Annotated in this window: 28 protein-coding genes; 10 read left to right on the top strand and 18 right to left on the bottom strand. The window is 61.5% G+C overall.

Annotated elements, in window-relative coordinates; genetic code table 11:
- Positions 1-25 precede the first annotated feature (25 nt).
- The 10 genes from puhA (at position 26) to L63ED372_RS03210 (ending at position 7,924) form a co-directional block, all read left to right on the top strand.
- Positions 26-790, top strand: a complete 765-nt coding sequence (gene puhA, locus L63ED372_RS03255; RefSeq protein WP_062403266.1) for a photosynthetic reaction center subunit H — start codon at positions 26-28, stop codon at positions 788-790.
- On the top strand, positions 787-1,476 hold the full coding sequence (puhB, locus tag L63ED372_RS03250; RefSeq protein WP_062403263.1) for a photosynthetic complex putative assembly protein PuhB: 690 nt from the start codon (positions 787-789) through the stop codon (positions 1,474-1,476). Before puhA ends, puhB begins: the two co-directional genes overlap by 4 nt.
- Entirely contained in the window at positions 1,473-1,955 is a 483-nt protein-coding gene (gene puhC / locus L63ED372_RS03245; RefSeq protein ID WP_062403260.1) for a photosynthetic complex assembly protein PuhC, read from the top strand. Before puhB ends, puhC begins: the two co-directional genes overlap by 4 nt.
- 29 nt (positions 1,956-1,984) lie before the next feature.
- Positions 1,985-3,067 (top strand): magnesium-protoporphyrin IX monomethyl ester (oxidative) cyclase, encoded by a 1,083-nt coding sequence (gene acsF / locus L63ED372_RS03240; protein ID WP_062403257.1) that lies wholly within the window; start codon positions 1,985-1,987, stop codon positions 3,065-3,067.
- Positions 3,061-3,846, top strand: coding sequence for a putative photosynthetic complex assembly protein PuhE (gene puhE, locus L63ED372_RS03235; RefSeq protein WP_062403254.1), 786 nt, complete (start codon positions 3,061-3,063; stop codon positions 3,844-3,846). Before acsF ends, puhE begins: the two co-directional genes overlap by 7 nt.
- A gap of 8 nt (positions 3,847-3,854) precedes the next feature.
- Positions 3,855-5,426 (top strand): phytoene desaturase, encoded by a 1,572-nt coding sequence (locus L63ED372_RS03230; RefSeq protein ID WP_197275314.1) that lies wholly within the window; start codon positions 3,855-3,857, stop codon positions 5,424-5,426.
- Positions 5,413-6,507 (top strand): phytoene/squalene synthase family protein, encoded by a 1,095-nt coding sequence (locus L63ED372_RS03225; protein WP_062403251.1) that lies wholly within the window; start codon positions 5,413-5,415, stop codon positions 6,505-6,507. The genes L63ED372_RS03230 and L63ED372_RS03225 overlap by 14 nt, the downstream gene beginning before the upstream one ends.
- Positions 6,504-6,947 (top strand): BLUF domain-containing protein, encoded by a 444-nt coding sequence (locus tag L63ED372_RS03220; RefSeq protein ID WP_062403248.1) that lies wholly within the window; start codon positions 6,504-6,506, stop codon positions 6,945-6,947. Before L63ED372_RS03225 ends, L63ED372_RS03220 begins: the two co-directional genes overlap by 4 nt.
- A 312-nt stretch (positions 6,948-7,259) precedes the next feature.
- On the top strand, positions 7,260-7,511 hold the full coding sequence (locus L63ED372_RS03215; RefSeq protein WP_156343541.1) for a hypothetical protein: 252 nt from the start codon (positions 7,260-7,262) through the stop codon (positions 7,509-7,511).
- A 119-nt stretch (positions 7,512-7,630) separates the two neighbouring features.
- Positions 7,631-7,924, top strand: coding sequence for an RNA recognition motif domain-containing protein (locus tag L63ED372_RS03210; RefSeq protein WP_062403242.1), 294 nt, complete (start codon positions 7,631-7,633; stop codon positions 7,922-7,924).
- 232 nt (positions 7,925-8,156) lie between these two features.
- Here L63ED372_RS03210 and L63ED372_RS03205 read toward each other — a convergent pair whose 3' ends face one another.
- The 18 genes from L63ED372_RS03205 to L63ED372_RS03125 all read right to left on the bottom strand — a co-directional run bounded on the left by L63ED372_RS03205 (position 8,157) and on the right by L63ED372_RS03125 (position 24,411).
- Positions 8,157-9,554 (bottom strand): PucC family protein, encoded by a 1,398-nt coding sequence (locus L63ED372_RS03205; protein ID WP_062403239.1) that lies wholly within the window; start codon positions 9,552-9,554, stop codon positions 8,157-8,159.
- Between the two features lie 54 nt (positions 9,555-9,608).
- Positions 9,609-9,803, bottom strand: a complete 195-nt coding sequence (locus tag L63ED372_RS03200) for a light-harvesting protein (protein WP_062403236.1) — start codon at positions 9,801-9,803, stop codon at positions 9,609-9,611.
- Positions 9,804-9,815: 12 nt separating this feature from the next.
- The gene (gene pufB / locus L63ED372_RS03195) at positions 9,816-9,968 is read right to left on the bottom strand and encodes a light-harvesting antenna LH1, beta subunit (RefSeq protein WP_019429105.1); all 153 of its coding nucleotides are present in this window, start codon (positions 9,966-9,968) and stop codon (positions 9,816-9,818) included.
- A 104-nt stretch (positions 9,969-10,072) separates the two neighbouring features.
- Positions 10,073-10,936 (bottom strand): carotenoid 1,2-hydratase, encoded by an 864-nt coding sequence (locus L63ED372_RS03190; protein WP_062403233.1) that lies wholly within the window; start codon positions 10,934-10,936, stop codon positions 10,073-10,075.
- On the bottom strand, positions 10,933-12,465 hold the full coding sequence (crtD, locus tag L63ED372_RS03185; protein WP_062403231.1) for a 1-hydroxycarotenoid 3,4-desaturase CrtD: 1,533 nt from the start codon (positions 12,463-12,465) through the stop codon (positions 10,933-10,935). The genes L63ED372_RS03190 and crtD overlap by 4 nt, the downstream gene beginning before the upstream one ends.
- Positions 12,458-13,336 carry a hypothetical protein gene (locus L63ED372_RS03180; RefSeq protein ID WP_062403228.1) on the bottom strand — a complete coding sequence of 293 codons (879 nt, stop codon included), beginning with the start codon at positions 13,334-13,336 and terminating at the stop codon, positions 12,458-12,460. Before L63ED372_RS03180 ends, crtD begins: the two co-directional genes overlap by 8 nt.
- A 35-nt stretch (positions 13,337-13,371) precedes the next feature.
- Positions 13,372-14,433, bottom strand: a complete 1,062-nt coding sequence (pufC, locus tag L63ED372_RS03175) for a photosynthetic reaction center cytochrome PufC (protein WP_231624547.1) — start codon at positions 14,431-14,433, stop codon at positions 13,372-13,374.
- Positions 14,430-15,407: a photosynthetic reaction center subunit M gene (pufM, locus tag L63ED372_RS03170; protein ID WP_062403225.1), complete on the bottom strand. Its 978-nt coding sequence runs from the start codon at positions 15,405-15,407 to the stop codon at positions 14,430-14,432. The genes pufC and pufM overlap by 4 nt, the downstream gene beginning before the upstream one ends.
- A gap of 49 nt (positions 15,408-15,456) precedes the next feature.
- Positions 15,457-16,293, bottom strand: a complete 837-nt coding sequence (gene pufL / locus L63ED372_RS03165) for a photosynthetic reaction center subunit L (RefSeq protein ID WP_062403222.1) — start codon at positions 16,291-16,293, stop codon at positions 15,457-15,459.
- 84 nt (positions 16,294-16,377) lie between these two features.
- Positions 16,378-16,587 (bottom strand): light-harvesting antenna LH1, alpha subunit, encoded by a 210-nt coding sequence (gene pufA / locus L63ED372_RS03160; protein WP_062403219.1) that lies wholly within the window; start codon positions 16,585-16,587, stop codon positions 16,378-16,380.
- Positions 16,588-16,597: 10 nt separating this feature from the next.
- Positions 16,598-16,822 (bottom strand): hypothetical protein, encoded by a 225-nt coding sequence (locus L63ED372_RS03155; protein ID WP_062403216.1) that lies wholly within the window; start codon positions 16,820-16,822, stop codon positions 16,598-16,600.
- Between the two features lie 44 nt (positions 16,823-16,866).
- Positions 16,867-17,010, bottom strand: coding sequence for a light-harvesting antenna LH1, beta subunit (pufB, locus tag L63ED372_RS16120; protein ID WP_019425952.1), 144 nt, complete (start codon positions 17,008-17,010; stop codon positions 16,867-16,869).
- Between the two features lie 140 nt (positions 17,011-17,150).
- Complete coding sequence (gene bchZ, locus L63ED372_RS03150; protein WP_062403213.1) at positions 17,151-18,677, bottom strand: chlorophyllide a reductase subunit Z; 1,527 nt, start codon at positions 18,675-18,677, stop codon at positions 17,151-17,153.
- Positions 18,674-20,227, bottom strand: a complete 1,554-nt coding sequence (bchY, locus tag L63ED372_RS03145; protein ID WP_062403210.1) for a chlorophyllide a reductase subunit Y — start codon at positions 20,225-20,227, stop codon at positions 18,674-18,676. The genes bchZ and bchY overlap by 4 nt, the downstream gene beginning before the upstream one ends.
- Before the next feature lie 30 nt (positions 20,228-20,257).
- Complete coding sequence (locus L63ED372_RS03140; RefSeq protein ID WP_062403207.1) at positions 20,258-21,265, bottom strand: chlorophyllide a reductase iron protein subunit X; 1,008 nt, start codon at positions 21,263-21,265, stop codon at positions 20,258-20,260.
- Complete coding sequence (bchC, locus tag L63ED372_RS03135; RefSeq protein WP_062403205.1) at positions 21,262-22,215, bottom strand: chlorophyll synthesis pathway protein BchC; 954 nt, start codon at positions 22,213-22,215, stop codon at positions 21,262-21,264. The genes L63ED372_RS03140 and bchC overlap by 4 nt, the downstream gene beginning before the upstream one ends.
- A 37-nt stretch (positions 22,216-22,252) precedes the next feature.
- Entirely contained in the window at positions 22,253-23,464 is a 1,212-nt protein-coding gene (locus tag L63ED372_RS03130; RefSeq protein WP_062403202.1) for a methyltransferase, read from the bottom strand.
- Positions 23,465-23,496: 32 nt separating this feature from the next.
- Positions 23,497-24,411 carry a polyprenyl synthetase family protein gene (locus tag L63ED372_RS03125; protein ID WP_062403199.1) on the bottom strand — a complete coding sequence of 305 codons (915 nt, stop codon included), beginning with the start codon at positions 24,409-24,411 and terminating at the stop codon, positions 23,497-23,499.
- Positions 24,412-24,494: the final 83 nt, after the last annotated feature.

The raw sequence follows: 24,494 nt of genomic DNA, 5'->3' as shown, positions 1-24,494 counted from the left end.
ACCGATTTTTTGAAGGAGAACAGCCATGGAAACAGGCGCAATCACACAGTACATCGATGTGGCCCAAATCGTGTTGTACATGTTTTGGGCATTCTTTGCGGGGCTGATTTATTACCTCTTGCGTGAAAACCACCGCGAGGGTTACCCCATGGATTCTGGCCGCGAAAACGGCCCCAAGATCGAAGGCTGGCCACCCGTGCCCGAACCCAAAACGTTCAAGACACAAGACGGACACACCTACTTGTCACCCGACTTGGCCCGACCTGATGGGGAATACAGTGCGCAGCCCACACACGGCTGGAACGGCGCACCCCTGGAGCCCGTGGGCGACCCCCTCTTGGCAGGCGTAGGCCCAGGCGCCTGGGCCATGCGCGCCGACATCCCCGATGCGGACCCGCACGGTCACCCCAAAATCGTGCCCCTGCGCGTGGCAACTGACCACTCGGTGGCCAAACAAGACGTGGACCCGCGTGGCTTGCCGGTTTGGGGCGCTGACAAGGTGTTGGCAGGTACCGTGGTGGATCTGTGGGTCGACCGCATGGAAATGATGTTCCGCTTTGCCGAAGTGCAATTGGCGAACTCAGACAAGCGCGTGCTGCTGCCGATGACGTTTGCACGCATCAAGAAAGACGGCACCCATGTGCAGGCCATTTTGGGCCACCAGTTCGTGAACGTGCCCCAGACGAAATCGAACGAGCAGATCACCTTGCTCGAAGAAGAAAAAATCACCGCCTACTACGGTGCGGGCACCTTGTATGCGACCCCTGAGCGCCAGGAACCCATCATATGAGAGCCACCCACGAACACGAGTGGGAAGCCGCACCCGGCCTGCCCAGCGCACTGCCCAAGGGCGAGCGTGTGCTCTGGCAGGGTGCACCCGACTGGAAAAGCCTGGCCATCCACGCGTTTCATGTGCGCAAGGTCGCGTTGTACTTCGCGGTGATGCTCGCGGTGCAGGCCATCAACCTCACGGCCCCTGACAGCGGCGTTGGCTGGAAGCCCATGACAGAGGTCGACTGGAAACCCCTTGTCATGGCCGCCGGTCTCTACACCCTGGCCTTGGCCCTGCTCGTGGGCGCAGCTTGGCTGTCGGCAAGCAGCACGCTGTACACCCTGACGAACAAGCGCGTGGTCATGCGCATCGGTATCGTGCTCACGCTGACCTTCAACCTGCCCTTTAAACGCATTGCAGGCGCGTCTTTGAAATCCCAAAGTGCAGGCACAGGCGACATCGCGCTGGCTTTACACCACGAAGACCGAATCGGTTGGTTCCACCTGTGGCCACACCAACGCGCTTGGCACATCACCCGGCCGCAGCCTACTTTGCGCTGTGTATCGGACAGCCAAGAGGTGGGGCAGCTGCTGCTGAGCCTCTGGCGTGCCGAGCATGCGGGCCAAAGCCTGCACTTGGGGGATTCTCCTTCTGCTGCGCAGGTCAGCAGCCCCAACGCACCCAACCACGGCATGCTGGCATGAACACCCTGCCCCAACACGACTGGCAGCCCGGCCGCCAAACACCTCAGACCCAAGGCCTGAACCGGCCCATGGCCTGGATCGGTGTGATGCTGCTGGCCATGCTGGTGGCCGTGGGCCTGGCCCGCTGGTCGGGCCTGGACCCGCGCACGCCCGACGCCGCCGTGCAATGGCAGCGCGACCTGCAGTTCCGCGACCTGCCCAGCGGCGACATCGCCGTGCTGGACCACCGCACCGGCCAGCAGGTGGCCCTTTTTTCTGGCGAGCAAGGCTTTTTGCGCAGCACCTTGCGGGCACTGGCCCGTGAACGCCAGCGTGAAAGCCTGGGCAAAGAAGCGCCCTTTTTGTTGATCGGCCGCACCGACGGCCGCCTGACGCTGCAAGACCCCAGCACCGGCCAGCGCATTGACCTGGAATCGTTTGGCCCCAGCAATGCGGCGGTGTTTGCCAGTCTCAGACTAGCCGGCCCAACAGCCCCCTGAATTTGAAATTTTCTGCACCGGAGAACCCCATGACCGCCACCGTTGTCCACACCATCAACACCGCTGAAGACGCCAACAAAAAGGCGGTGCACGACGACATGATCAGCCCGCGTTTCTACACCACCGACTTCGCGGCCATGGACCGGATCAGCGTCGAGCCGGTGCGTGCCGAATGGGACAAGATGATGGCCGAGTACGAGGGCGACAACAACCACGACCACTTTCAGCGCGATGAGGCGTTTGCAGGGGAAGTGGCTTCGGGCATGGCCAGCCTCTCGCCCGAGATGCGCCAGGAGTTCATGGACTTTTTGGTCAGCTCCCTCACGTCGGAGTTTTCCGGTTGTGTGCTCTACAACGAGATCCGCAAGAACGTCACCAATCCCGACATCAAGCAACTCATGACCTACTTGGCACGCGACGAATCACGCCATGCAGGGTTCATCAACCTGTCGCTGCGCGACTTCAACTTAGGCATTGACCTGGGCAACTTGAAGCGCACCAAGAAGTACACCTTCTTCAAGCCCAAATACATTTACTACGCGACCTACCTGTCCGAAAAAATCGGCTACGCGCGTTACATCACCATCTTCCGGCAGCTCGAAAAGCACCCCGAAAAACGCTTTCACCCCATCTTTCGCTGGTTCGAGCTGTGGTGCAACGACGAGTTCCGCCACGGCGAATCGTTTGCGCTCATCATGCGTGCCAACCCCAAGTTGCTGAGCGGCGGCAACAAGCTCTGGATTCGCTTTTTCTTGCTGGCCGTTTACGCCACCATGTATGTGCGCGACCACACCCGTCCCATGCTGCACGAAGCCATGGGTCTGGATTCAAGTGAGTACGACTACCAGGTGTTCCGCATCACCACCGAGATCACCAAACAGGTCTTCCCGCTGGCGCTCGACACCGACAACCCCGACTTCCGCCGTGGTCTGGAGCGCCTATTTACCTTGTCGCAAGGCATTGCAAAAGCCAAGGCGCGTGGCGGCGTGGTGGGTAAATTGCAGCAAGGCGTGTACGCTGTCAAAGCCGCCGCCACGTTTGCGCGTCTGTACTTCATGCCCGTCATTGCCCAAGACCTGTCGCCCCAGGTGCGCATGGAACCGGCATGGTGAATGAAGTCGTCTGGGCTTGCGTTTTCACGGCCCTGTGCTGGTGGCTCGGCACGGGCGTGATTTTGTGGCTCGACCGGCTGCCTGCGCGCAGCTTCCGTTTCAGCCTGGCCGGCTGGACGGTGCTTTTGGCTTTGAGTTTTTGGGGCGTGGCCCACAGCATGCAAGAGGTCAGTGTGTTCAACGCCTACCTCGCCTTTGGCAGCGTGATCCTGATGTGGGGCTGGCACGAGCTGGCCTTTTTGACCGGCTGGATCACCGGTCCGCGAAAAATTCCGTTAGTTCCCGGCACCACAGGTTGGCCGCGTTTTGTGCAATCGGTGCAGGTCATGCTCTACCACGAGCTGGCTTTGCTGGCCAACTTCGCCGTGCTGTGGTGGATGCAGGAGAGTCGGCCCAGCCATGTGGCCATTTGCACCTTTGCGCTGCTGTGGTGCATGCGCCTGTCGGCCAAACTGAATTTGTTTTTTGGCGTGCCCCAAAACGGCGCGCAATACCTGCCCGATCACCTCAAGTACCTGGCCAGTTATTTCCGAACCACTCGCGGCATGTCCCTGTGGTTCGTGCTCTCGATGGGCGTGGCCATGGGCACCTGGTTCTGGCTGGTCTGGCTCGCCCAGCAAGGCGCAGTGGCCATCACCACCGGCTGGGTCATGCTGGCCACGCTGCTGGGCCTTGCGATTGTTGAACACGTCATCATGATTTTTCCTTGGCCACTGGAGCGGCTGTGGGGTTGGGCCATGGGCCAGACCACCAAACCGGCTTTGACCACACCCCCTTGAAGGCCCCCATGAACACCACCACCCATGCTTACCGCACCGAAGGTTTCGGCATTCCCACAGCACCGGCAGGCCCAGAGCTGACGAAGCCTTCCACGATGCGCCAGCGCCCGGTGGCGGTGGTCATTGGCAGTGGCTTTGGCGGGCTGGCCGCCGCGATTCGCCTGAGCGTCAAGGACTATGAGGTCAAGGTCTTTGAAAAACTCGATGCCCCCGGTGGCCGCGCCTATGTGCACCACCAAGACGGTTTCACTTTTGATGCGGGCCCGACCATCATCACCGCGCCCTTTTTGCTTGAAGAGCTGTGGGCGCTGTGTGGCAAAAGTTTTTCAGACGACGTGAAACTGGTGGCCATGGACCCGTTTTACCGCGTGCGATTTTCCGACGGCACTTGGTTCGACTACAACGGCGACCCCGAGCACATGCGCGCCGAAGTCGCCCGCTTTGAACCCGATGACCTTCCCGGCTACGAACGCTTTTTGGAAGAAGCCGAGCGCTGCAAAACCCTGGGTTTTGAAGGCATGGGCGACATGGCTTTTGACAAGGTCAGCGACCTGATGGCGGCCATCCCTGACTTTTTGCGCATGGGCGCTTGGCGCAGCCTCTACAGCCTGGTGGCCAAACACATGCGCAACGACAAGCTGCGCATCGTGATGAGCTTTCACCCGCTGTTGATCGGTGGCAATCCCTTTGCCGTGACCTGTGCTTATGCGCTCATCAATTCGCTAGAGCGCACCTGGGGTGTTCACTCGGCCATGGGCGGCACCGGAGCGATCGTGAAGGGTCTGGTGGGCCTGCTGCAAGAGCGCGGTGTGCCGTTGCGCTGCAACGCACCCGTCACACAAATCCGCATCGAAAACGGCCGTGCCTGTGGCGTCGAATTGCAAAACGGTGAATTTATACCCGCCGACATCGTGGTGAGCAACGGCGACACCGCTTGGACCTACAAGAACCTGGTGGCACCGCAGCACCGCCGCGTGTGGACCGACCGCAAAATTGCTCAAGGAAAATACTCCATGGGCCTGTTTGTCTGGTACTTCGGCACCTCAAAGCAGTACAAAGACGTGCCGCACCACATGATGGTGCTGGGCCCGCGCTACAAAGGCTTGCTGCAAGACATCTTCAACAAGCACAAGCTGGCCGAGGACTTCAGCCTGTATCTGCACCGCCCCACCGCGACCGACCCTTCGCTGGCGCCAGAAGGCTGCGACACCTTTTATGTGCTCTCCCCTGTGCCGCACCTGGACAGCGGCACCGACTGGCCCGCCTTTGCCGAGACCTACCGCGCGGCGATTGCCGAGAGCCTGGAGGCCAGCGTGCTGCCCGGCCTGCGTGACTGCATCGTGACCAGCAAGGTCAGCACGCCGCAGGATTTTCAGGACAACCTGTGGTCCTACAAAGGCGCGGGCTTTGGCCTGGAACCCCTGCTGCTGCAAAGCGCGTGGTTCCGTCCGCACAACCGCAGCGAAGATGTGCCGGGCCTGTTTGTGGTGGGTGCCAGCACCCACCCGGGCGCGGGCGTGCCGGGTGTGCTCATGTCGGCCAAAGCTTTGGAAACGGTGGTCCCCCATGTCAACGCCTGATCGCACCCCGAACGCTGTGAGTTTGCAAGAACTCGACTTCGACTCGCAGGACCTGCAAGCCTGCGTGGCCATGATGCAGGGCGGCTCCAAAACCTTTTTTGCGGCCAGCCGCTTGCTGCCGCCGCGGGTGCGCACAGCGGCCATCGCTTTGTACGCGTTTTGCCGCGTAGCCGACGACCTGGTGGACGAAGCCGCTGCGGGCGATACACCACTCGATGTGCTGCAAGAGCGCCTGGACGCCATCTATGCGGGCACCCCTCACGACCATGTGGAAGACCACGCGCTGAGCCTGGTGGTGCAGCAGTACAAACTGCCTCGCCATTTGCTGGACGCACTCATCGAAGGCTTTGCCTGGGACGCCGGGGGCCGCACTTACGACAGCATCGAAGACCTGCACGCCTATGGCGCCCGCGTGGCGGGCAGTGTGGGCGCGATGATGAGCTGGATCATGGGCCCACAAAGCATGGACACCTTGGCCCGCGCCTGCGAGCTGGGCGTGGCCATGCAGCTGACCAACATTGCCCGCGACGTGGGGCACGACGCCAGCATCGGCCGCCTGTACCTGCCGCGCCGCTGGCTGATCGAAGCAGGTGTGCAACCCGAAGCCTGGATGGCCGAGCCCAGCTTCACCCCTGCCATCGCCAGTGTGGTGGCGCGTTTGCTCGACGAAGCCGATCGCCTCTACAAACAAGCACATTCGGGCATTGCCGCCCTGCCGCCCGACTGTCGCGCCGCCATTTGCGCGGCCAGCATGATCTACGCCGAAATCGGCCATCAGCTGCGCCGCGAAGGCCTGGACTCGGTGAACAAACGCACGGTGGTCAGCACCACGCGCAAGCTCATGCTGCTGGCCAGCGCCTGGACCCAGGTGCACTGGATCCGAGTGGCCGACCACAGCCCCGCGCCACTGGCCGCCATCGTGGGCCTGGTGCAAGGCTGCCGCGACGCCGCCCAGCAAACCGGCAACAAAGCGTACTTTCCAAACCGGGCCATGCCCCAGCGCGTGGCCTGGATGCTGAACTTGTTTGAGCGCCGCGAAACCGAGCGCCTGGACCGCAACGCACTGCGTCAAAACCCATGAGGGTGCCCAGCCACAGCATCAATGTGCGCCTGCTGTACGTGAGCCGCGCCGTTGGCCCACAAACCACCACGATGACCACCACCATCCTGGCGCAAGCGCAAGCCAACAACCCCGCGCAAGGCATCACCGGGGTGCTGTGCCAAGGTCAAGGCTTTTTCTTTCAGGTGATTGAGGGCGAACGCAGCCGCGTGAATGCCTTGTACAGCCGCATCAGCGCCGACACACGCCACCAGGACGTGGAAATCCTGCACTACGAAGAAATCCACGAACGCCGCTTTAGCCAATGGTCCATGGCGCTGGTGCACCTGTCGGTGGACGATCCCATGGTGCGGTTGCACCACCCCGACTTCGACCCCTACTCCGCCTCAGGCCCGCAGGTCATGCAGCAGGTGCTGGACTTGTTGGAAATGGGGCAGCCGATTCGGCTGCCTGCGGGTTGAATGCCAATCAAGTGCTGGACGCGCCAATCGGCCTGACCATTTGAGTGCTGTCGCTCTTCTTGGTGCGCCACGTGGTGAACAGACCTTAACGTCTTTCAAACTGTTGGAAATAAAAAATTTGACTTTTATTTCATTCGGAAATATAATGTCATCTTGTTTTGCGACACCCGCGTAAGCAACAAGCAGATGGCTCACAAGGCGTCTGCACAAGCATCGATTGACTTCGAACACCATCTCCTGTTGAGCTGCAGGTCTCGGCATTTTTCTCACAGCTCTGCGCAAGCCCCTGGATGGTTTGCGACTCGATTGATTTTGATTTCCCCGATTACCACCCGCACGGGCTCCCCGGTCGCTTTGCCCTCGACACACCCTTTTTGCACCGGCCTTGGCCGAACAACCGCTGCCACGGCTTTGCGTCAGGCCCGCCCTGCTCTGCAAGGCCTGGACCTGATGCCCGCCCTGCACCACACGGCTTGTGCTTTCACCCAACATGCTGCGCGCCGCGTCCTCGACACCACGCGCGATTGGCTGCAAAACAGCCCCAGCTCCGAACAAATGCGTTAAGGCCTCACGGCCCTTGGCGCGTTTCCCTGCGGCCTCTCGGCAACTGCCAAGAATCCGCTTTTCCCTGCATGTCGGCTTCGTTTTGAAGCTGCCACGCGACCTCTCTGAAAGGCTCAACCATGAGCAGCAAAATTTACGTGGGCAACCTGCCCTACACCATCGACGACGCCAGCTTGCGTCAAAACTTTTCTGAGTTTGGCGGCGTGATGTCGGCCAAAGTCATGATGGACCGCGACACCGGCCGCTCCAAAGGTTTCGCCTTTGTGGAAATGTCCAGCGCGGAAGAAGCCCAAGCGGCCATCACCGGCCTGAACGGCATGTCGGTCAGCGGTCGCTCGATCGTGGTGAACATCTCCAAGCCCAAAGAGCCGAGCACCGGCTACGGCAGCGGTTACCGCGACACACGCAACTGATCAGTTTCAGTCGCCCACAAAAAAGCCGCTTCACAGCGGCTTTTTTGTGGGCGGGCTTTTTTGCAAAAGCCCTGGGCACGGGGCGCTTTACTTGCGTGGGCGCTTGGGGCGGTTGAACCAGTTGGCCAGCATGAACAGGCCAAAAACCACGAACATGATGATGAGGATGTGTTTGATTTCCATGGTGAGTCCTAGGGTTGCGGGGGTGATCTTGGGAATGCGCGGGGATTGATTATGCAGAGATGCCGGGCGGACGTACAGCAGCGGGCGCAGATCGCAGCAAAGGTCCCATGGCCCACAGGGTCATGCCCAGCAAGAGGATCTCAAGGACGTAAACGGCCGAGTAACCCATGACCGGGCTGCTGATCAAGCCCACGCCATCACGCACCAAGCCGCCTGCGGCCATGCCGATACCTGCGGCGGTGGCCTGCACAGCGCCCCAGGCGCCCATGGCCAAACCGATCTGTCCCGGTGGGGCCAGCTGCATGGTGGCCGTGAGGGTGCCGTGTGCAAACAAACCGCCCCCTAAGCCAATCAAGAAAATGCCCAGCACAAACAAGGCGGGCATGGCCAGAGGGCCAGAAGCAATGACGCAGGCGAAGGCAGGCAAACCCACCCAGGCCCCCCAGCCGGACATGCGGTAGGCGTCGCCACCGCGCCCCAACACGCGTGAAGCCCAAGCAAAACCTAGCAGACCGCCCAGCGCCAAAGTGGCCGAGAGCAGCGTGGTGGTGGACACGCTCATGTGCAAAATCTCGCCACCATAGGGCTCGAGCAACACGTCTTCCATGGTGAAGGCCATGGTGCCCAAACCCACCGCCAACAAGCGGCGCAAAGTGTTGGGCCCTTGGCAAAACAGTTGCCAGGCTTGCGCGAAGGTGTGTTCGATGGGCGTGCCGGGTTTGCGCAGACGGCTGCGCGGCTCTTGCTTCCAGAGCGCGACCACATTCAGGACCAGTGTGGTCACCGCCACAGCCTGCACCACACGAATCAATTGGCCGGGGCTGTAATCGTGCAGCAAATAGCCCAGCACCAAGGCGCTGCCAATCATGCCGATCAGTTGCATCACATACATGAGACCCACCACCTGAGGCTGGCGCTCGGGCGGGGCCAGGTCGGTGGCCAAGGCCAGGCCTGCGGTTTGCACGGTGTGCATGCCCAGGCCCACCAACAAAAACGCGCCTGCGGCGCCCAACTGGCCAACCCAGGCCGGGGCCTGGCTGGCTTGCCCAGCGCCGGCGAGAACCAAGAGTGCAAAGGGCATGATCGAAAAGCCACCAAACTGCAGCAGACTGCCCATCCAGATGTAGGGCACACGCCGCCAGCCCAGTTGCGAGCGGTGGTTGTCCGAGCGAAAACCAATGAGTGCGCGCAAAGGCGCAATGAGCAAGGGCAAGGCCACCATGAAGGACACCAGCGTGGCGGAGACTTTGAGTTCCACAATCATCACGCGGTTAAGGGTGCCCACCAACATGACCATGGCCATGCCGACAGAAATTTGAAACAGCGACAAGCGCAGCAAACGCGACAGCGGCAAATCATCGCTGGCGGCGTCGGCAAAAGGTAGAAACCGGGGACCCCAACTGGCCAAAGCCATGCCCCAGTTGCTGCGATTTTTGGTGGTGTTCATAAGTCAAGAGAAAGACCAGGCGCTTGCGCGCCTGGCCGTTCGGCCTTTCACCCTTTACTTCTTCACCGCAGCATCCGCAGAAGGCGCCGCAGCGACCACTTTGGTACCACCGTTCAGGAAGCTTTTCACCCAGGTGGTGTTGGTTGTCAGGGCCAAATGCACGCTGAACGACGAGATCGCCACAGCCGCAATGAACACCGGAATACCCACCGAAGGTTTCACCACACACCACATTTTCGAGTAGATCATGATGAGTCTCCTTTACTTGAGCCAGGGTGAATAGATGTAGGCCAGCAGATGGGCAAATGCGGCAATCATGCCGAAAATCTGCGTACCCTGGATGAGATTGCGGTGAATCTCTTCCGATTCGGCCTCGGTCAGTCCCGTTGGCCAGACTTTGTCTGAGTTAGACATAGTTTTCTCCTTGCAGAAGACGTGCACGGCCCGCACGAGGGCTATTCATGGCCACCACGGCCAGGAATGGGGTTGCCTTGAAAGCAGATTCAAGGGTGTTCATCTCAAGCCCGCCGTGGCATGCGCCAAGGCAGCATGGCTTGAACCACCGGTGACACCAAACGCGGCACCGACAGGGTTTCGTGAAAGGCAAGCAAAGGCTCGCCTGCGTGATCAAATTGCAGCAAGGCACGCTGGTAAAAGGGCGTGTCTTCGAGTTGTTCGTGCACACGCACGGGTTGCGAGCTTCGCATGCGGCGGTCGATGCGCCAACCGGTCTTGGACAGGCGCTGCGCCGGGGGGGTGGCGATGGGCTCGACCGTGCCATGTGGCGTGAAGCGCAGCGAGAGCACGCGGTCTTCGGTGCCGGGTGCTTGCATGTCGTAAAACACCACGGTGCTGCCATCGCGTGTGCGGGCTCGCGACCAATCCCAGGTGTGAAAACCCCGGTCCACCGGCTCGTCGCCTTCGTTGGAATCCAGATACGCGTGGCCTTGCCATTTCAGATCGGGGGCATTCAGGTCCACCTCGATGCGCGAGCTGGGTGCCAGTGGGCCCCAGCGGTGCTGGGCATTCACATCGAGCGGTGTGGAGTAGCCAAACAACTGCTGCGGCCACAGCTTGATGCGGCCGCGAACGCGGCGCGGAATGGGCACACACACCTCATCGATGTCGATGGTCAGGCAGTCGCCGTCCCAGCTCAGTTGGCTCGGGCCGATGGTGAACTGGCGGGCGCTGCGGGCGCAGTGGCGCTGGCCGCGCTCGGTCATGGCCCAGCGGCCCTGGCCTTTGCTGTAGATGGCCACGTTCAGGGCGCAGTGGTTGTCGGCATGGGCCGTGCCGCGCCCACGCGCCCAGGCGTAATAGGGCGAGAACACACTGCCGACAAAGGCAATGAGGGTGATGCCATGTTGGCCGTCGTCACTCATGGCGTCGACATACCACCAAAGGTAACCCCCGTCGGGAACGTGCTGGTCGAAGCGAGGCTCGCCATCACGGCCTCTGCCGCCCGCTGCCCGGACAAGGCCGCCATCGGCACGCCCGGTCCCGGGTGCACGCTGCCCCCCGCCAGGTACAGGCCCTGCAGGGGTGTGGTGGAGCCAGGTCGGCTGAAGATGCTGGTCCAGCCGTGTGTTGCCTGCCCGTACAGGGCTCCCCCGCTGGCCGGAAAGCGCCGATGAAAATCCTGCGGCGTCGTTCGCAAGCTGTTGCTCACCGTGGGTTGCAGGTGCAGGCCCAGCTGACTCAGGTGCTGAAAGGTGTGCGTTTGGCATTGTTCTAAAGCCTCCTCGGTGATTGCGCTGCCATCACCGCAGGCGGGGGCGTTGACCAAACAAAACAGGCGCTCGGCTTGGCCGTGGGGCAACGCAGCGGGTCGGTCTTGTGCACAGACATAGACCGTGGGCTGCGCGGGCAAGCGCTGGCGCTCAAAGATGTCTTCGAACTCGCTGGCGTAGGTGCTCTGGAAAAACACGTTGTGCCGGTCCAGGGCCACGCCATCGGCGGGAGTGTGTATGGACCAGGTCAAGGCCGACAAGGAGCGTGGCGGCGCCTCTATTGGCACAGCACGGCGCACTTCATCGCCCAACAAGCCTTGGCGCAAAGCGGCGGCATCCCCATTAAAAATAACGCGGTCGGCTGGCAAGAATTCGCCCGACTGCAGGTGCACACCACACACTCGGCCTTGGCGCTGCTCGATGCGTTGGCAGCTGCTGTGGTAGCGGAACACCGCGCCACGGCGGCGGGCCACACGCGCCAAAGCCTCAGCCATGCCGACCATGCCGCCTTCGACCGACCAGACCCCGTCCATCTCGACCTGCGCGATCAACATGAGGGTGGCGGGTGACTGCCAAGGCGATGAGCCGCAGTAGGTGGCGTAGCGCGCAAACAGCTGGCGCAAACGCGGGTCTGTAAATTGGTGGCCGAGTTGCTGCCACAGGCTGCGCATGGGGCCAAGCTGGGCCAGCACGCCCAAGCCTTTGAACCCCAAGTCGCCCATGAAGCCACCCATGCTGGGACGCTGGGCGCGGATCATGGGGCCTTCAAGCGTGGCGTAGAGCTGACGTGTGGTCTTGCAAAAATCCCGAAAGCGCCGGGCTTCGTCGCCACCCGACCAGGTGGCAATGGCGGCTTCGCTCTCTCGCGCGTCGGCCGACAAATCAAGCTGACTGCCATCGGGCCAGAAGTGGCGGGCCAGCACCTGCAGAGGCGTGATGCGCATCTCGGCCTCCACGCTGGTGCCCACGCTGCGCAGCAAGTCGTCGAACACCCAGCGCATGGTGAACACGGTGGGGCCACTGTCGATGTGGGCGCCGTTCACCTCGCGGCTGTGCACCTTGCCGCCGGGTGTATCCGAGGCTTCGACCACGGTGACATCGAGCCCTTGGTGCGCAAGTGCGATGGCACTGCACAAGCCACCCATGCCCGCGCCGACGATGACGACGCGGTGCTCAGACATGGCTGACCTCCAGGCTGGGCACACCGGCCAGGCGGCTGTCGGCCAGCGCCACATCGGCTGGGGCGGTGCCCTGAACGGCCTTGGCGGGCGCATCGAAACTGCGGCCTTGCCAGACACCGGCCATCTGCAGCACCTGCATGCGCACAAAAAGCGATTCAGAAAAAAACTGGTGCTTGTAAGCAGCGGCACTGGCCACCTGGTGAGCGCCCTGGCGGGCGTACTGCAGCATGGCGGCTGTGTCCTCCCACAGGCTGAAGGTGCATTGGCGCACCAAAGGTGCTTCGCCCAGGCCCATGGCCAACAGACAACCGGGGGCTTGGCCCAGATCGGCTTGTGCGGCCGGGGCATAACGCCAAAAAGCCATGGCCTTGGTGGGCACGATGCTGGCGCGGGTGAGCACGGCAAAAGGACCGCTGTGCGGCTGGCCGTCCAAGCTCTGGCCTGGGTTGCCCTGCTCGCTCTTGTCCTGCTTCTCGCCAGGCATGCCCAGCGCTTGTGCGCTGCTCGCTTGCCAGGCTTGTTTGTCCCAATGGCCCCGGGCCGATTGCACGGACAACACGCCCGTCCAGCACTCGCGGGCGCGGCTGCGGTAGGCCTGCACTGCCGAGCTGTCCAAAAACTTCAAAGCCAGATCGAGGTGGCTGAAAGTGCAGATCAGGCCCTGGTGCGTGGCACTGGGGCGCAAGCTGAAACCGCCGCCATGGCCACTGCCCATGACCTTGACCATGGTCAGGCCGGGCACGTCCTTGTAGGGCGTGGCCCCGGCCACCAGACGCAACCAACCCCAGCCCTGGTGCTGCCGCAAAAAATCGGCCAGCAACACCACCACCACGCCGGACAGCGGGTCATGAAGGGGTGTGAGGGCTTCCATGACGGGGTCCGGTCATCAAGTCAAGGCGGGGAGAACTACTTGGCCGCCACTTTGGACGCAGCCAAAGCAGGTTTGAGCAACTCAGGGAAGTCTTTGGCCATGGGCGCGCCGTTCAGCGGCTTGTAGGCCCCTTGGTGGCAAGTGGCGCAATTGAGCTTGGCCACGTCACCCATGGGGCCCTTGCGGTGCGCCGGGAAGACTTCGGTCAAAGGCTCCATGAAGGTCAAGTTCAGGTCCCGCGCCATGCGGATGCCGTGCCATGCGGTCACGCGTTGTGGTGGGCTGTTTTCCCAGTTCTGGAAGGACTGCGTGTTGTGGCAGTAGGTGCAGTTCACACCCAGCGAGGTCGACATGTGCGTCATCAGGCCATAGGTCCATTCGGCTTGCTTGATCGACTGGCGGTTACCCGAGGGCAGCGCAGTGGGGCCGTTCACACGGATGTTTTGCTTGTCCAGCAAAAACGGGGTGAAGGGATCGTTAGGCAGAGATGACAAATTGACCACGGGAGAAGGCTCGTTTTGTCCAGCCTTGTCGCCCATGAAGTTCGAGCCATAAGGTTGCGGGTTGGACTTGAACCAGATGGCGCTGGGCACGGGCTCGCCACGGTGACAGGTGTAGCAGGTCACCCCGGTCTGGGCGACGTGCGGCTGCCAGTCGGCGTTGATGTGCTGGGTCATCTCGACCATGCGCCGTGCCACCACCTTGGTGTATTTGCTGTCGTCTTCAAAGTTGGGCAAGGCATGGCAATAAGCGCAGCCCTCGTTGGGCGCCACCCAGCTGGTCATGGAGACCATCAGGCGGTTGAAATCACCCACGCTCAGGTCACCCAGGACTTTGACGTTCTTGTAGACCTGCGAGGCCTTGGGCCCGTCAGAACCGGCCGATGGAATGGCCACAGGCGGCTGGTTCTTTTCGGTTTTGACTTCGAGCAAACGCGCGTTGTAGACCTGCGCCATGCCGGTGCCCCGGTAGCCGCTTTGCACCGATTCGGGAATCGGGCGCTCGCAACCGGCCAGCACCAGGCCGACCAGTGCCAGGCCCAAGCCTTTGGCCATGCGGCCCATCCAGCGGGATGGGTGTGTGGTGTTCGGGTTCATGGCTTGACTCCTGTGCTCAGCGCGGGGTCAGCCATCGCTGGAAAAATTTCGGGGTACGGTGGCGCCACGCCATGCTTGATGGCCCACAGGTACCAGTTGTCGACCACGGTGCCGGTCAGCAAGATGCCGATACCGCCGGTGATGGGACACAGGACGGCGAACCACCAGGCCCAACGGTGAATCGATTCCATGGTCGCGTTGAAACCCATGGTCCAGCGCCAGAACAAGGCCGCACGCTCAGAGGCGGTACCGCGATCGGTGATCTGCTCGATCTCGCGCTCACCGCCGTAACGGGTCACAGCCAAAATGGTGGCACCGTGCATGGCAAACAGCAGGGCCGAGCCATAGAGGAACACGATAGACAGCGCGTGGAAGGGGTTGTAGAACAGGTTGCCGTAGCGCAACGAGAAAGCCGCTGTCCAGTCCAGGTGGGAGAAGATGCCGTAAGGCACAGCCTCACCCCAAGAACCCATCAAGATGGGGCGGAACAAGCCCAGCACCAAGAACAACCAAATGGCTGCAGCAAAAGCCCAAGCGATGTGCAAACCCATGCCCAGCTCAACCGCGCGACGGTAAGTACGGGCCCACCAGAACATGATGGACGCGGTGAGGAACAGACCGACGATGAGGAACCAGCCGCCTTGGTTGAGCGGCGGCAAACTCAGGCCATAACTTGGGGGTGGTGGCTCCAGCGACAGCCAAAACAGCTGGCGCACAAATTGGATCGGGTCGTAGTTGACCGAGGCCAGCATGTTCATGCCGATCAAGGTGAAGGCGATCAAGCCACACACCAGTGAGGCCAAACCCAGCCCCCCCAAGTAAATCGGACCCAGCTGGGCATTGCCCAGCTTGCCGATCCAGTAATTGATCACAGGTTGTCCCGTGCGCGGACTGTTGCCGTGACCCAGTTCCACCCCATGGTGCACTGGACCCACGGCTTGCACCGTGGTGAACAGGTTTTGATAATCGGCCATTTGTGGTACTCCTCAATTCTTCAGGTTCGGACGGGTTTTGTCATCCGACTCACACAGGCCACTGGGACCAGATCGGCAGGTTTAGCCACCAGCTCCACCACTCGGGCCAGCCACGGCTCCAGAAGGGGCCGCTGAGCACAATGCACAGCGCACTGAACAAGACTGCCGCCAATGCCAGGAACAGACCGACTCGGTGAATACCCAATGTGCCCACCGAATAACCGATGAAGTCGCGGAAGAAGGTGTCTTCGTGCTCGGGTGTCTTGACCACGGTGCCCGGTGTGGGGTTGGTGGAGGAAAGGACCAGACCGCCGTGCAGCGACAGAGCAAACACGCTGGCAAAAAAGAAACTCACGGCGATCATGTGCGCCGGGTTGTAGTGAAAGTGCAGGTACTGGTAACCCACGTTGGAGACCCAGTCCAGGTGGCTGTAAATGCCGTACGGAAAGCCATGGCCCCAAGCGCCCATGAGCACCGGCCGCACCACCACCAAAGTGACATAAGCCGAGATGGCCACACCGAAGGCCACAGGCACATGAAAGCCCATGCCCAGCTTGCGACAGATTTCGACCTCGCGCATCATCCACGAGCCAAAGGCGCCGATGGCACACACCGTGATGAGCTGCCAAAGGCCGCCTTCCATCAGGGGCGCAAAGCGCAGGCCGTACGACAGATCAGGCGGTGCAATGCTGATCTGCCAAATGTTCCAGGTCGGGCCTTGTGAGGCACCCCACAAAATGAGCGCCGTGCCCAGGAACGAAAAGAAAAGGGTTGTGACGCCGAAAAAACCGACGTAAAACGGGCCGACCCAAAAGTCGAACAAATCACCACCCAGCAGGGTACCACCGCGAACACGGTACTTTTTCTCAAAATTCAGCATGGCCATGGTTGGGTCCTCCTGCTTTCAGTGGATGAACAGGTGCTGCATTGAATAGATTTCAATGTCAGCACCTGGACGGCAAGTCCTGGATCAGGACTTGGGCGCTGGGAGCGAAGCCACCGAAGTCGGCAGCGGCGAGTTTTGCGCCGATGCTGCTACGGGCTTTTTCGCGCCGTCGAGCCAGTTGAATTTGTTGGTGCTGAGCAAGATGAGGTGAATCATCGCGGCCAGGCCAAACAAGAAAATGCCCTGCAGTACCATGGCACGCAAAGGGTCGTAAAGTCGCCAAATTCTCCACATGGTGAATCTCCTAAATGATGTGGGACATGAAGGTGTACACAGCCGCTTTCACACCCTGACTCATGCTCTTGGCATCTTCTGCACCAGGCAGCAGATCCCGCCAGTGAACGCCGACCAGTTTGGCCAGTACGACGACCACAAACAGGCATCCGAATCCGATGAGGAAAATGGACCAGTAAGCGGGAGACTCATCCGCACGCGAATGGGCCTCGTTGAGGTGGGTTGTGTTTTGCATGACAGTGACTCCGTCAATCTATGGTTAAAAAATCAGGCTCTGAATCAGAACCAGGGACGCCACGCCCAGACCAAGATGTGTGCCAACACAGCAACTGCTGTGAAGCCCACGGTGCCTTGCATCCAGTAATGGTGAAACTCCTGGGCTTCCTCATCGGTGAGTCCGGAAATTGATGTCTTTGTGGACATTTTTTTCTCCTGTTAACGAGGCCTTGCGACCCGGGTTGCGCACAGCCCGCGCAGATGGGCATCCGCAGCCAAAGGCCACGACATCGGATAAGCCGTTCCGCACGCGGCGGCACCGGCTGGTGTGTTGTTGGGGGCGTAGCTCATGCAGCGATCCCCAGACCCAGTTCGCGGCTAGCCGCGTTCACATGGGCTTCGGTCACCTCGCTGTGGCCTTGGGCCTGCGAGAGTTGTTCGGCCTGGTCGCGCAAGCGCTTGGCCGCAGAGATCTGCACCAGCACCGGCTGGCTTTGCACCACATCGCGCAGGCGCTGTTGGGCTTGGTCTTGCCAGCTGGCGTTGGGCGCGACCACACCACGCGCATGGGTGGCGGGGGCCTTGTCCATCTCGGTGCCCAATGGCAAGATGTGGAACAGCGCATCAAACAGCGCGTTACACACCTCTTGGATCAGATAACTCGCACCGCTGTAGCCCATGAAGGGCGTGCCGGTGTGGCGCCGAATGATGGCGCCGGGGAAGGACGCAGGAATGAAGGCCGCACGCATGGGGCTGCCGCCTGAGATTTCGCTCAGGTACATGCGCTCGTTGTAGCTGCCAAACATGATGAGTGGCGTTTGCGTTTTGACCAGTTCGCGCACAGCGGCGTTGTCGGTCTTGTTGCCCGCAGTGCGTGACACGCTGAAGCGACAGGGCAAGCCCATTTCGTTTTCGAGGAAGTTTTTGAGACCCCGCGAATAGGTCTCTCCGGCCACCACCGCAAAGCTGGCAGTGGCAAAAAAGTCTTGTGTGACAGAACGCCATAGGTCCCACATGGGCTTCAAAGTGGTGTGTTTTTCGCGCTCGATGAAGGGCTCTGGGTCCAGGTGCAGCAGTTCGCCCAACTTGCGCAAAAAGTTGGTGGTGCTGTGCAGGCCAATGGGTGCTTGCAAATAGGGGCGCTCAAGCGCCTCGCAGAGCATGCGGCCAAATTCGCGGTACATGCAAATGTTCACATCGGCTTCCACCAAGCGCGACACATCGGCCAAGTGACTGGTCAGCGGGAAGACCATGTTGACGTCGGCGCCGATGCCTTGCACCAAGCGGCGAATTTCGGCCAGATCGCTGGGGCTGTTGAAGGTGCCGTAGCAGGGGCCTATGATGTTGACGCGGGGCTTTTCGCCCACAGGGCGTTCTTCAAAAGGCTTGCGTGCAGGGACTTTGCGCAGACCGTACTCGCTCCAGAGCCAATACATGGCACGGTTGGCGCATTGCCATTGGTCTTCGTCAATGGTGCGTGGCAAAAAGCGGGCGATGTTGGTGCCTTCGGGCGTGACACCACCACCGATCATCTCGGCGATCGAGCCGGTCACCACCACAGCGGGCAGTTCGGGGTCGAGCGTGGCGTGCGCCCGTTTCATCGCGCCTTCGGTGCCTTCGCGGCCCAGCTGCTCTTCGGCCAGGCCCGTCACCACAATCGGCAACTCGTGCGGGGGCAGCGCGTCGGTGTAATGCAGCACCGAGGTCACCGGCAGGTTTTCGCAGCCCACCGGGCCGTCGATCACCACCTGCAAGCCCTTGATGGCGGTGAACACATACACCGCGCCCCAGTAACCGCCTGCGCGGTCATGGTCAAGGATGAGGGGCGACTTGGGCTTGGCCACGGTGCTGGGGGGTGGGGACACTTGGTTCATGAACCCATCTCCTCGGCTTTGCGCTTTTTCAAGAGCTTTTCAATCTGGCGACGGGTCTCGGCCTTGAACTCGGGCCGGTCTTTGGGCACCGACTCCCACACGCCTGCGGCGTGGCCTGCACCCACATCACCAAAGAAATCCTTCATGGCGTCAAAGCGGGCTTGGTTGCCCATGGCCGCTTGCACAACCTGCACGAGTGATCCGGCTCCGGCCACCCCCATCAAGGGACGGGCCGAAATCAGGTTGGTGAAGTACAAGGACGGCACGCTGTTTTGCTTGGCGATCTGCACCACCGGGGTGGTGCCGATGGCCAGCTGCGGCCGGTACTCGTACATGGCATTCAGGTCTTGCTCGAGCGAGGCACGCATTTGCACCTGCACGCCTTTGGCTTGCAGCCAGGCGATGTCTTGTGCGTTCCATTCGGTGGCGGGACAGGCCGAGCCCACGTAGCGCAGATCGGCGCCACACTCGACCAGCAAACGGCCCACCAGCAACTCGGAGCCTTCGTAGCCGCTCAGGGTGATGCGACCGTTGATCGGTTTTTGCATCAAGAGGCCACGCATTTGTGTCAGAGCCTGGTTGCGCGCCACATCGATCTGCGCCTGCGCGATGCCTGCAGACTGACCAATGTTTTGCAACCAGTCTTGTGTGCCTTCGAGGCCCACAGGGGCCGAGCCCACCACTGGGCGACCTGCGGCTTTGAATTCGCGCACGCTGGCGGTGTAAAACGGGTGGATGGCGGCGGCCACCGAGCAGTCGAGCGCGGCGTACAACTCGCGCCACTCGCGTGTGGGCACCACCGGGCCAGCGGCCAGGCCCATGGGGGCGAGCATTTGACCGATGATGACCGGGTCGGCCGGGAACATCTCACCCAGCAAAGCCACCGTGGGCTTGTCTCCGCGACCCGCACGGGGGGCGGCTACCGGGCCGCTCATGATTTCTTCGCGGGCGTATTTCAGCATCGCCCCGGCCAACACGTCTTTGGCTTCGGCATGCGTGGGCACACCAAATCCGGGCACGTCGATGCCGATGATGCGCACGCCATTGATCTCTTTGGGCAGCAACTGCAGCGGCACGCCGCTGGCCGTGGGCACACACAGGTTGATGATGATGACGGTGTCGACCTGACTCGGGTCGGCCTCGGCATGCACCGCTTCGCGGATGTCTTCAAACAGCTTACCGGTGACCAGCGACTCGGAGTTGAATGGCACATAGCCCACGCTGCGGCGGGCACCGTAAAAATGCGATGTGAACGTGAGCCCGTACACACAGCAGGCCGAACCCGAAAGGATGGTGGCGGTGCGCTTCATGCGCAAACCCACCCGCAGCGAGCCAAAGGCCGGGCACATGCTTTGCGGCTGGTCGTGTGGACCGGCATCGGGTTGACGCGGGTAATCGCGGGCGTATTGGTCCAGCACCTCGGACTTGCCTGCCTCTTTGGCCGCGGCCACCATGGCCTCGGTCCCGGCGTGGCAACCCATGCCGTCACCCTGCAGGCCTGCGGGGTTGGATGCGTCGGTGCTGGGGTGAATCGGAATGGTGCGTGTCATGGCCGTGTCCTGTGGATGTGTCTGCGCGAATCAGGCCGCGTCGTAGACGACTTCCAGCGAAGGCTTGATGTCTTCATGCTTGCCGACCATGTCGAACACGGTGGCAGGTTCGAGCACCACATTGCGGCCCACCACGTCGGCGCTGAACAAGCCCAGCAACTGGTCTTGGGTTTGGGGTTTTGGACGCTGGGGCGGGGCTTCGGCCACGTTCTTGGCCAACTCGGCAAACAGCGGGCCCCACTCGCCGTCGGGACGGCCAATGATTTCGTAGCTGGCGCTCTTGCGGCGGATGTCTTCGTTGGCGGGGATTGCGGCCAACACAGGGATACCGGCGTTGTCGGCAAAGGCCTGGGCTTCGCCCGTGCCGTCGTCTTTGTTGATGACCATGCCGGCCACGCCCACGTTGCCGCCGAGCTTACGGAAATACTCCACCGCCGAGCACACGTTGTTGGCGACGTACAGCGACTGCAAGTCGTTGCTGGCCACCACAATGACTTTTTGGCACATGTCGCGGGCAATGGGCAGACCAAAGCCGCCGCAGACCACGTCACCCAAAAAGTCGAGCAGCACGTAATCAAAACCCCAGTCGTGGAAACCGAGTTTTTCGAGGGTTTCAAAACCGTGGATGATGCCGCGCCCGCCGCAGCCGCGACCGACCTCAGGCCCGCCCAGCTCCATGGCAAACACGCCATCGCGCTTGAAACACACATCGCCAATGCTCACGGCCTGGCCGGAGAGTTTGAGGCGGGAAGACGTTTCGATGATGGTGGGGCAAGCCTTGCCGCCGAAGAGCAAACTGGTGGTGTCGCTCTTGGGGTCACAACCGATCAGGAGCACTTTTTTGCCCTGTTGCGCCATCATGTAGGACAGGTTGGCCAGCGTGAAGCTTTTGCCAATGCCGCCTTTGCCATAAATGGCAATGATTTGTGTCTCTTTGGTCACCTCGGAGGTGCTCACAGTGTCGGGTTCGACGTCGGCTTCACGACGAAGCACTTCGACAAATTTAATGGGCTGTGTGGTGGTGGTATCTGTGTTCATGCTGTGGCACTCCAATCAAGGATCATCTTGAGACAGCTCGCATCTCCGAAGGCGGTCTCGTAGGCAGAACCAGCTTGCGTCGATGGCTGGGTATGGGTGATCAATCCGTCGAGCGACAAACGGCCGGTGTTCACCAGCTCGTTGACGGCCAACAGGTCCGGGCGCTTCCACTCTGCGGCGATGCGCATGCGTGCTTCGCGCATGAAAGCCGGGGCATAAGCAAAAGAGAGGTCTTGTTTGTAGAAACCCGCCAACACCAACTCGCCACCGGGGCGCAGGCGCTGGATCAGGCCGTTGAGCAGGCTGCCGTCGCCACTCACGTCGTAAATGGTGCGGTAGTCGCGACGGGGGTCGTCTTGCGGTTGCACGACGGTGTAACCCTCAGCTCCAGTGGACCGCTCGGCCTGTGTTTCCCACACAGTGGGTGCTGGCAGGCCAGCAGCGACGGTCAGACGGGCCAGCAGGCGGCCCATGACGCCATGGCCCACGATGAGTTCGGGGGCGTCAAATGGGTCTTGCTGTCCACCGCCTGAAACGGCGTGGTAAGCCGTAGCGGCCAGCGCCAGCAGAACCGATTGCGCGCCCAGGTGTTCGGCCACGGGCACGACCTTTTGCTCGGTCACCACCAAACGCGAGGCGGCACCGCCAAACAGGCTTTTGACGCCGGTGAAGCAATTGGCCCCCGGCACAAACACACGCTGTCCAGCTTGCATGCCGGTGTCTGAAGCGGCACGGACCACGCGGCCCACGGTCTCGTAACCGGGCACCAGCGGGTAGCCCATGCCCGGAAAAGGGGGCATGCTCCCGTCCCAGAGCATGCGCTCGGTGCCGGTGCTGATGCCGCTGAATTCCACGGCCACATCCAGCTGGCCTGCTTGCAGTTCAGGCAAGTCCAAGGCCTGCAGGGACAGGCGCCTGGGGCTGTTGAAGACGACGGCTTGGGATTTCATGCTTGTATTCTTTGCTTTACATTTAAACATGTCAAAATTAATTGACACTTTTCCCAGAAACCGAGGGTAAACACTGAGATTTGCGCCCCACAAGGATGCGCGCATGGATCGGCATGGCGTTGGGCACCAGCTCCACATGGGTGAATCCGGCCTCTTCCATCATGGTTTGCAGCTCTTGTGGGGTGCGCAGACGCCCTGCCCCCATGGCCAAGAGGTAAAAGTGGAAATAGGCGTCGACCGAGGCCTCGGGCTGCCCGGCTTCCTCATCCGGCTGGGCCATGGGTTCGGCCAGCAACATCACGCCGCCCACAGGCAAAGCGGCATGCGCTTTTTGCAAAATCTGCTTCACCACCGTATCGGGGTGATCGTGCGCCACGCGCACCAGGGTGATCAGGTCCGCCCCTTCTGGCAGGGGGTCATCCAGAAAGCTGCCGGGGTGCAGGCTCACACGCTCAGTCAAACCCTTGGCTTGCAGACCTTCGCGGGCCAGCGCCAGCACAGGGGGCAGATCAAACATCTTGAACTGCAGGTGCGGCGCATGCGCGGCCAGCTCACTCACAAAGCGGCCCTTGCCCGCCCCGACATCAAGCACGCAGCGGTGTTCGTCAAAAAAATAGGACGACAAAATCTCCTGCACCACAAAGCCTTGTGAAGCGGCCATGAGCTGCGAGTAGCGGGTGAACCTGTCGACCTGCTCAACAGGCATGGTCACAGCGGGTTTTTCGTGGGCATAGGGCCAGTACTCGGCCATGCCACCGCTCCAGGCGTTGTTCAAGAACTGCACCGGGTCCTGCATGTCTTGGTAGAGCAGGTGGTTGTGCTCGATCATTTGGGCGATGCCCTCGTGCTGCGCCAGCGGCACACCCAGTGGACCCAGACCAAAACGGCCTTGGCTGCGGTGCTCCAAAAGACCCAGCGCCACGGCCGAGAGCAGCAATCGCTGCAAAACCGCCGGGGCCAAGCCGGTGCGGCGGGCCAAATCGGTCAAGCTGGCAGGCGCTTGGTGCAAGGCGCGAAACAGGTCCAGGCGCACGCAGCCCAGCAGCACCTGGCTGTGCACAAAACCAGCCATCAAATCAAACAACTGGCGGGTTCGGCGGCGCGTGAGCCAGCGCGTGAGCGGATTGCCCAATGACCAGCGGTACAGGCCAGGGTGTGCGTACCAGCGCTCGAGGCGGGCCTGCCAAGCGTCCTTGAAAGTGGGGGCTGTGTGGGCCTGCAAGGCGGCCAGATCCAGGGGTTGTGACATGCGGCTTCCTTCGCGTCTGGCAGCTGAGGCGTTCAGTGCGCGGCACCGATGCGGGCCGGGGCGACGGCCGGGTGCGTCTTGAAATAGCCGTCGCACAGGGCCTTGGGCACCAAGCGTTCGGCTTCGAGCTGCACCAGCTGGCGCAACATGTCGCGGCACGAGCAAGCCGGGATCGACGAGGCAGCCTGCTCGATCAGGTGGTCAAAGTGGGCAATGGCCCCATCGAGGCCCAGCGCCTGGGCCGAGCTGGGGCGGGCGTGTAATGCGTCCTGCCCTGCAGGTTTACCCAAGGTGGCGGCGTCGGCGATCACGTCGCGGATGTCATCCGCCACTTGGTAGGCCTCGCCCAAATAAGCCCCCAATGGGGCCCATGGCTCGGGCTCGTAGCCGCAGCTGAGCGCGCCTGCGCAAGTGGCCGAAACGAACAAAGCGCCTGTTTTGGCGCGTTGGTATTGGCCCAGATCGGCACTGGTCTCGCACTCCCAGGCTTGCCCGGCCACGATGCCGTTGGGCAGGCCCACGCCGGTGGTCATGTTGTCCATCAGCGCGATCAGGCGATCAGGCCGCTGCGCGCCCGCTTGCAACAAAACGCGGTAGGCCATGACGATCAGGCCATCCCCCGCCAGCAGCGCCAGCGGTTCGCTGAAGGCCTTGTGCACCGTGGGGCGGCCGCGCCGGGTATCGGCGTTGTCAAAGGCAGGCATGTCGTCGTGCACCAAGGAGGCGCAATGCATCAACTCCAAAGCCACAGCAGCCGCATTGGTCAGCTCGGGCGCATCGTCACCGCAGGCGGTGGCCACCGCCATGCACAGTTGCGGGCGGATGCGTGCGCCGCCTGAAAACACCGCATGCCGCATGGCCGCCACCAGCCGCGAGGGCGCGCCCACACCGGCGGCTTGCTCAAAATGGGAGCTCAAAGCGTGTTCGGCGCGTGTCAACAGACTCATGGGACCTCCGGAAGCGAAGATCTGTCAGTATGGACTGACAGGCATGAGTGTCAATATAACCCGATAATAGATACTGTCAATCT

The organism is Limnohabitans sp. 63ED37-2 (assembly GCF_001412535.1).
In the GTDB taxonomy this organism is placed as follows: Bacteria; Pseudomonadota; Gammaproteobacteria; order Burkholderiales; family Burkholderiaceae_C; genus Limnohabitans_A.
The sequence above is the reverse complement of the archived record's forward strand: the minus strand, read 5'-3'. Positions and strand labels throughout refer to the sequence as shown.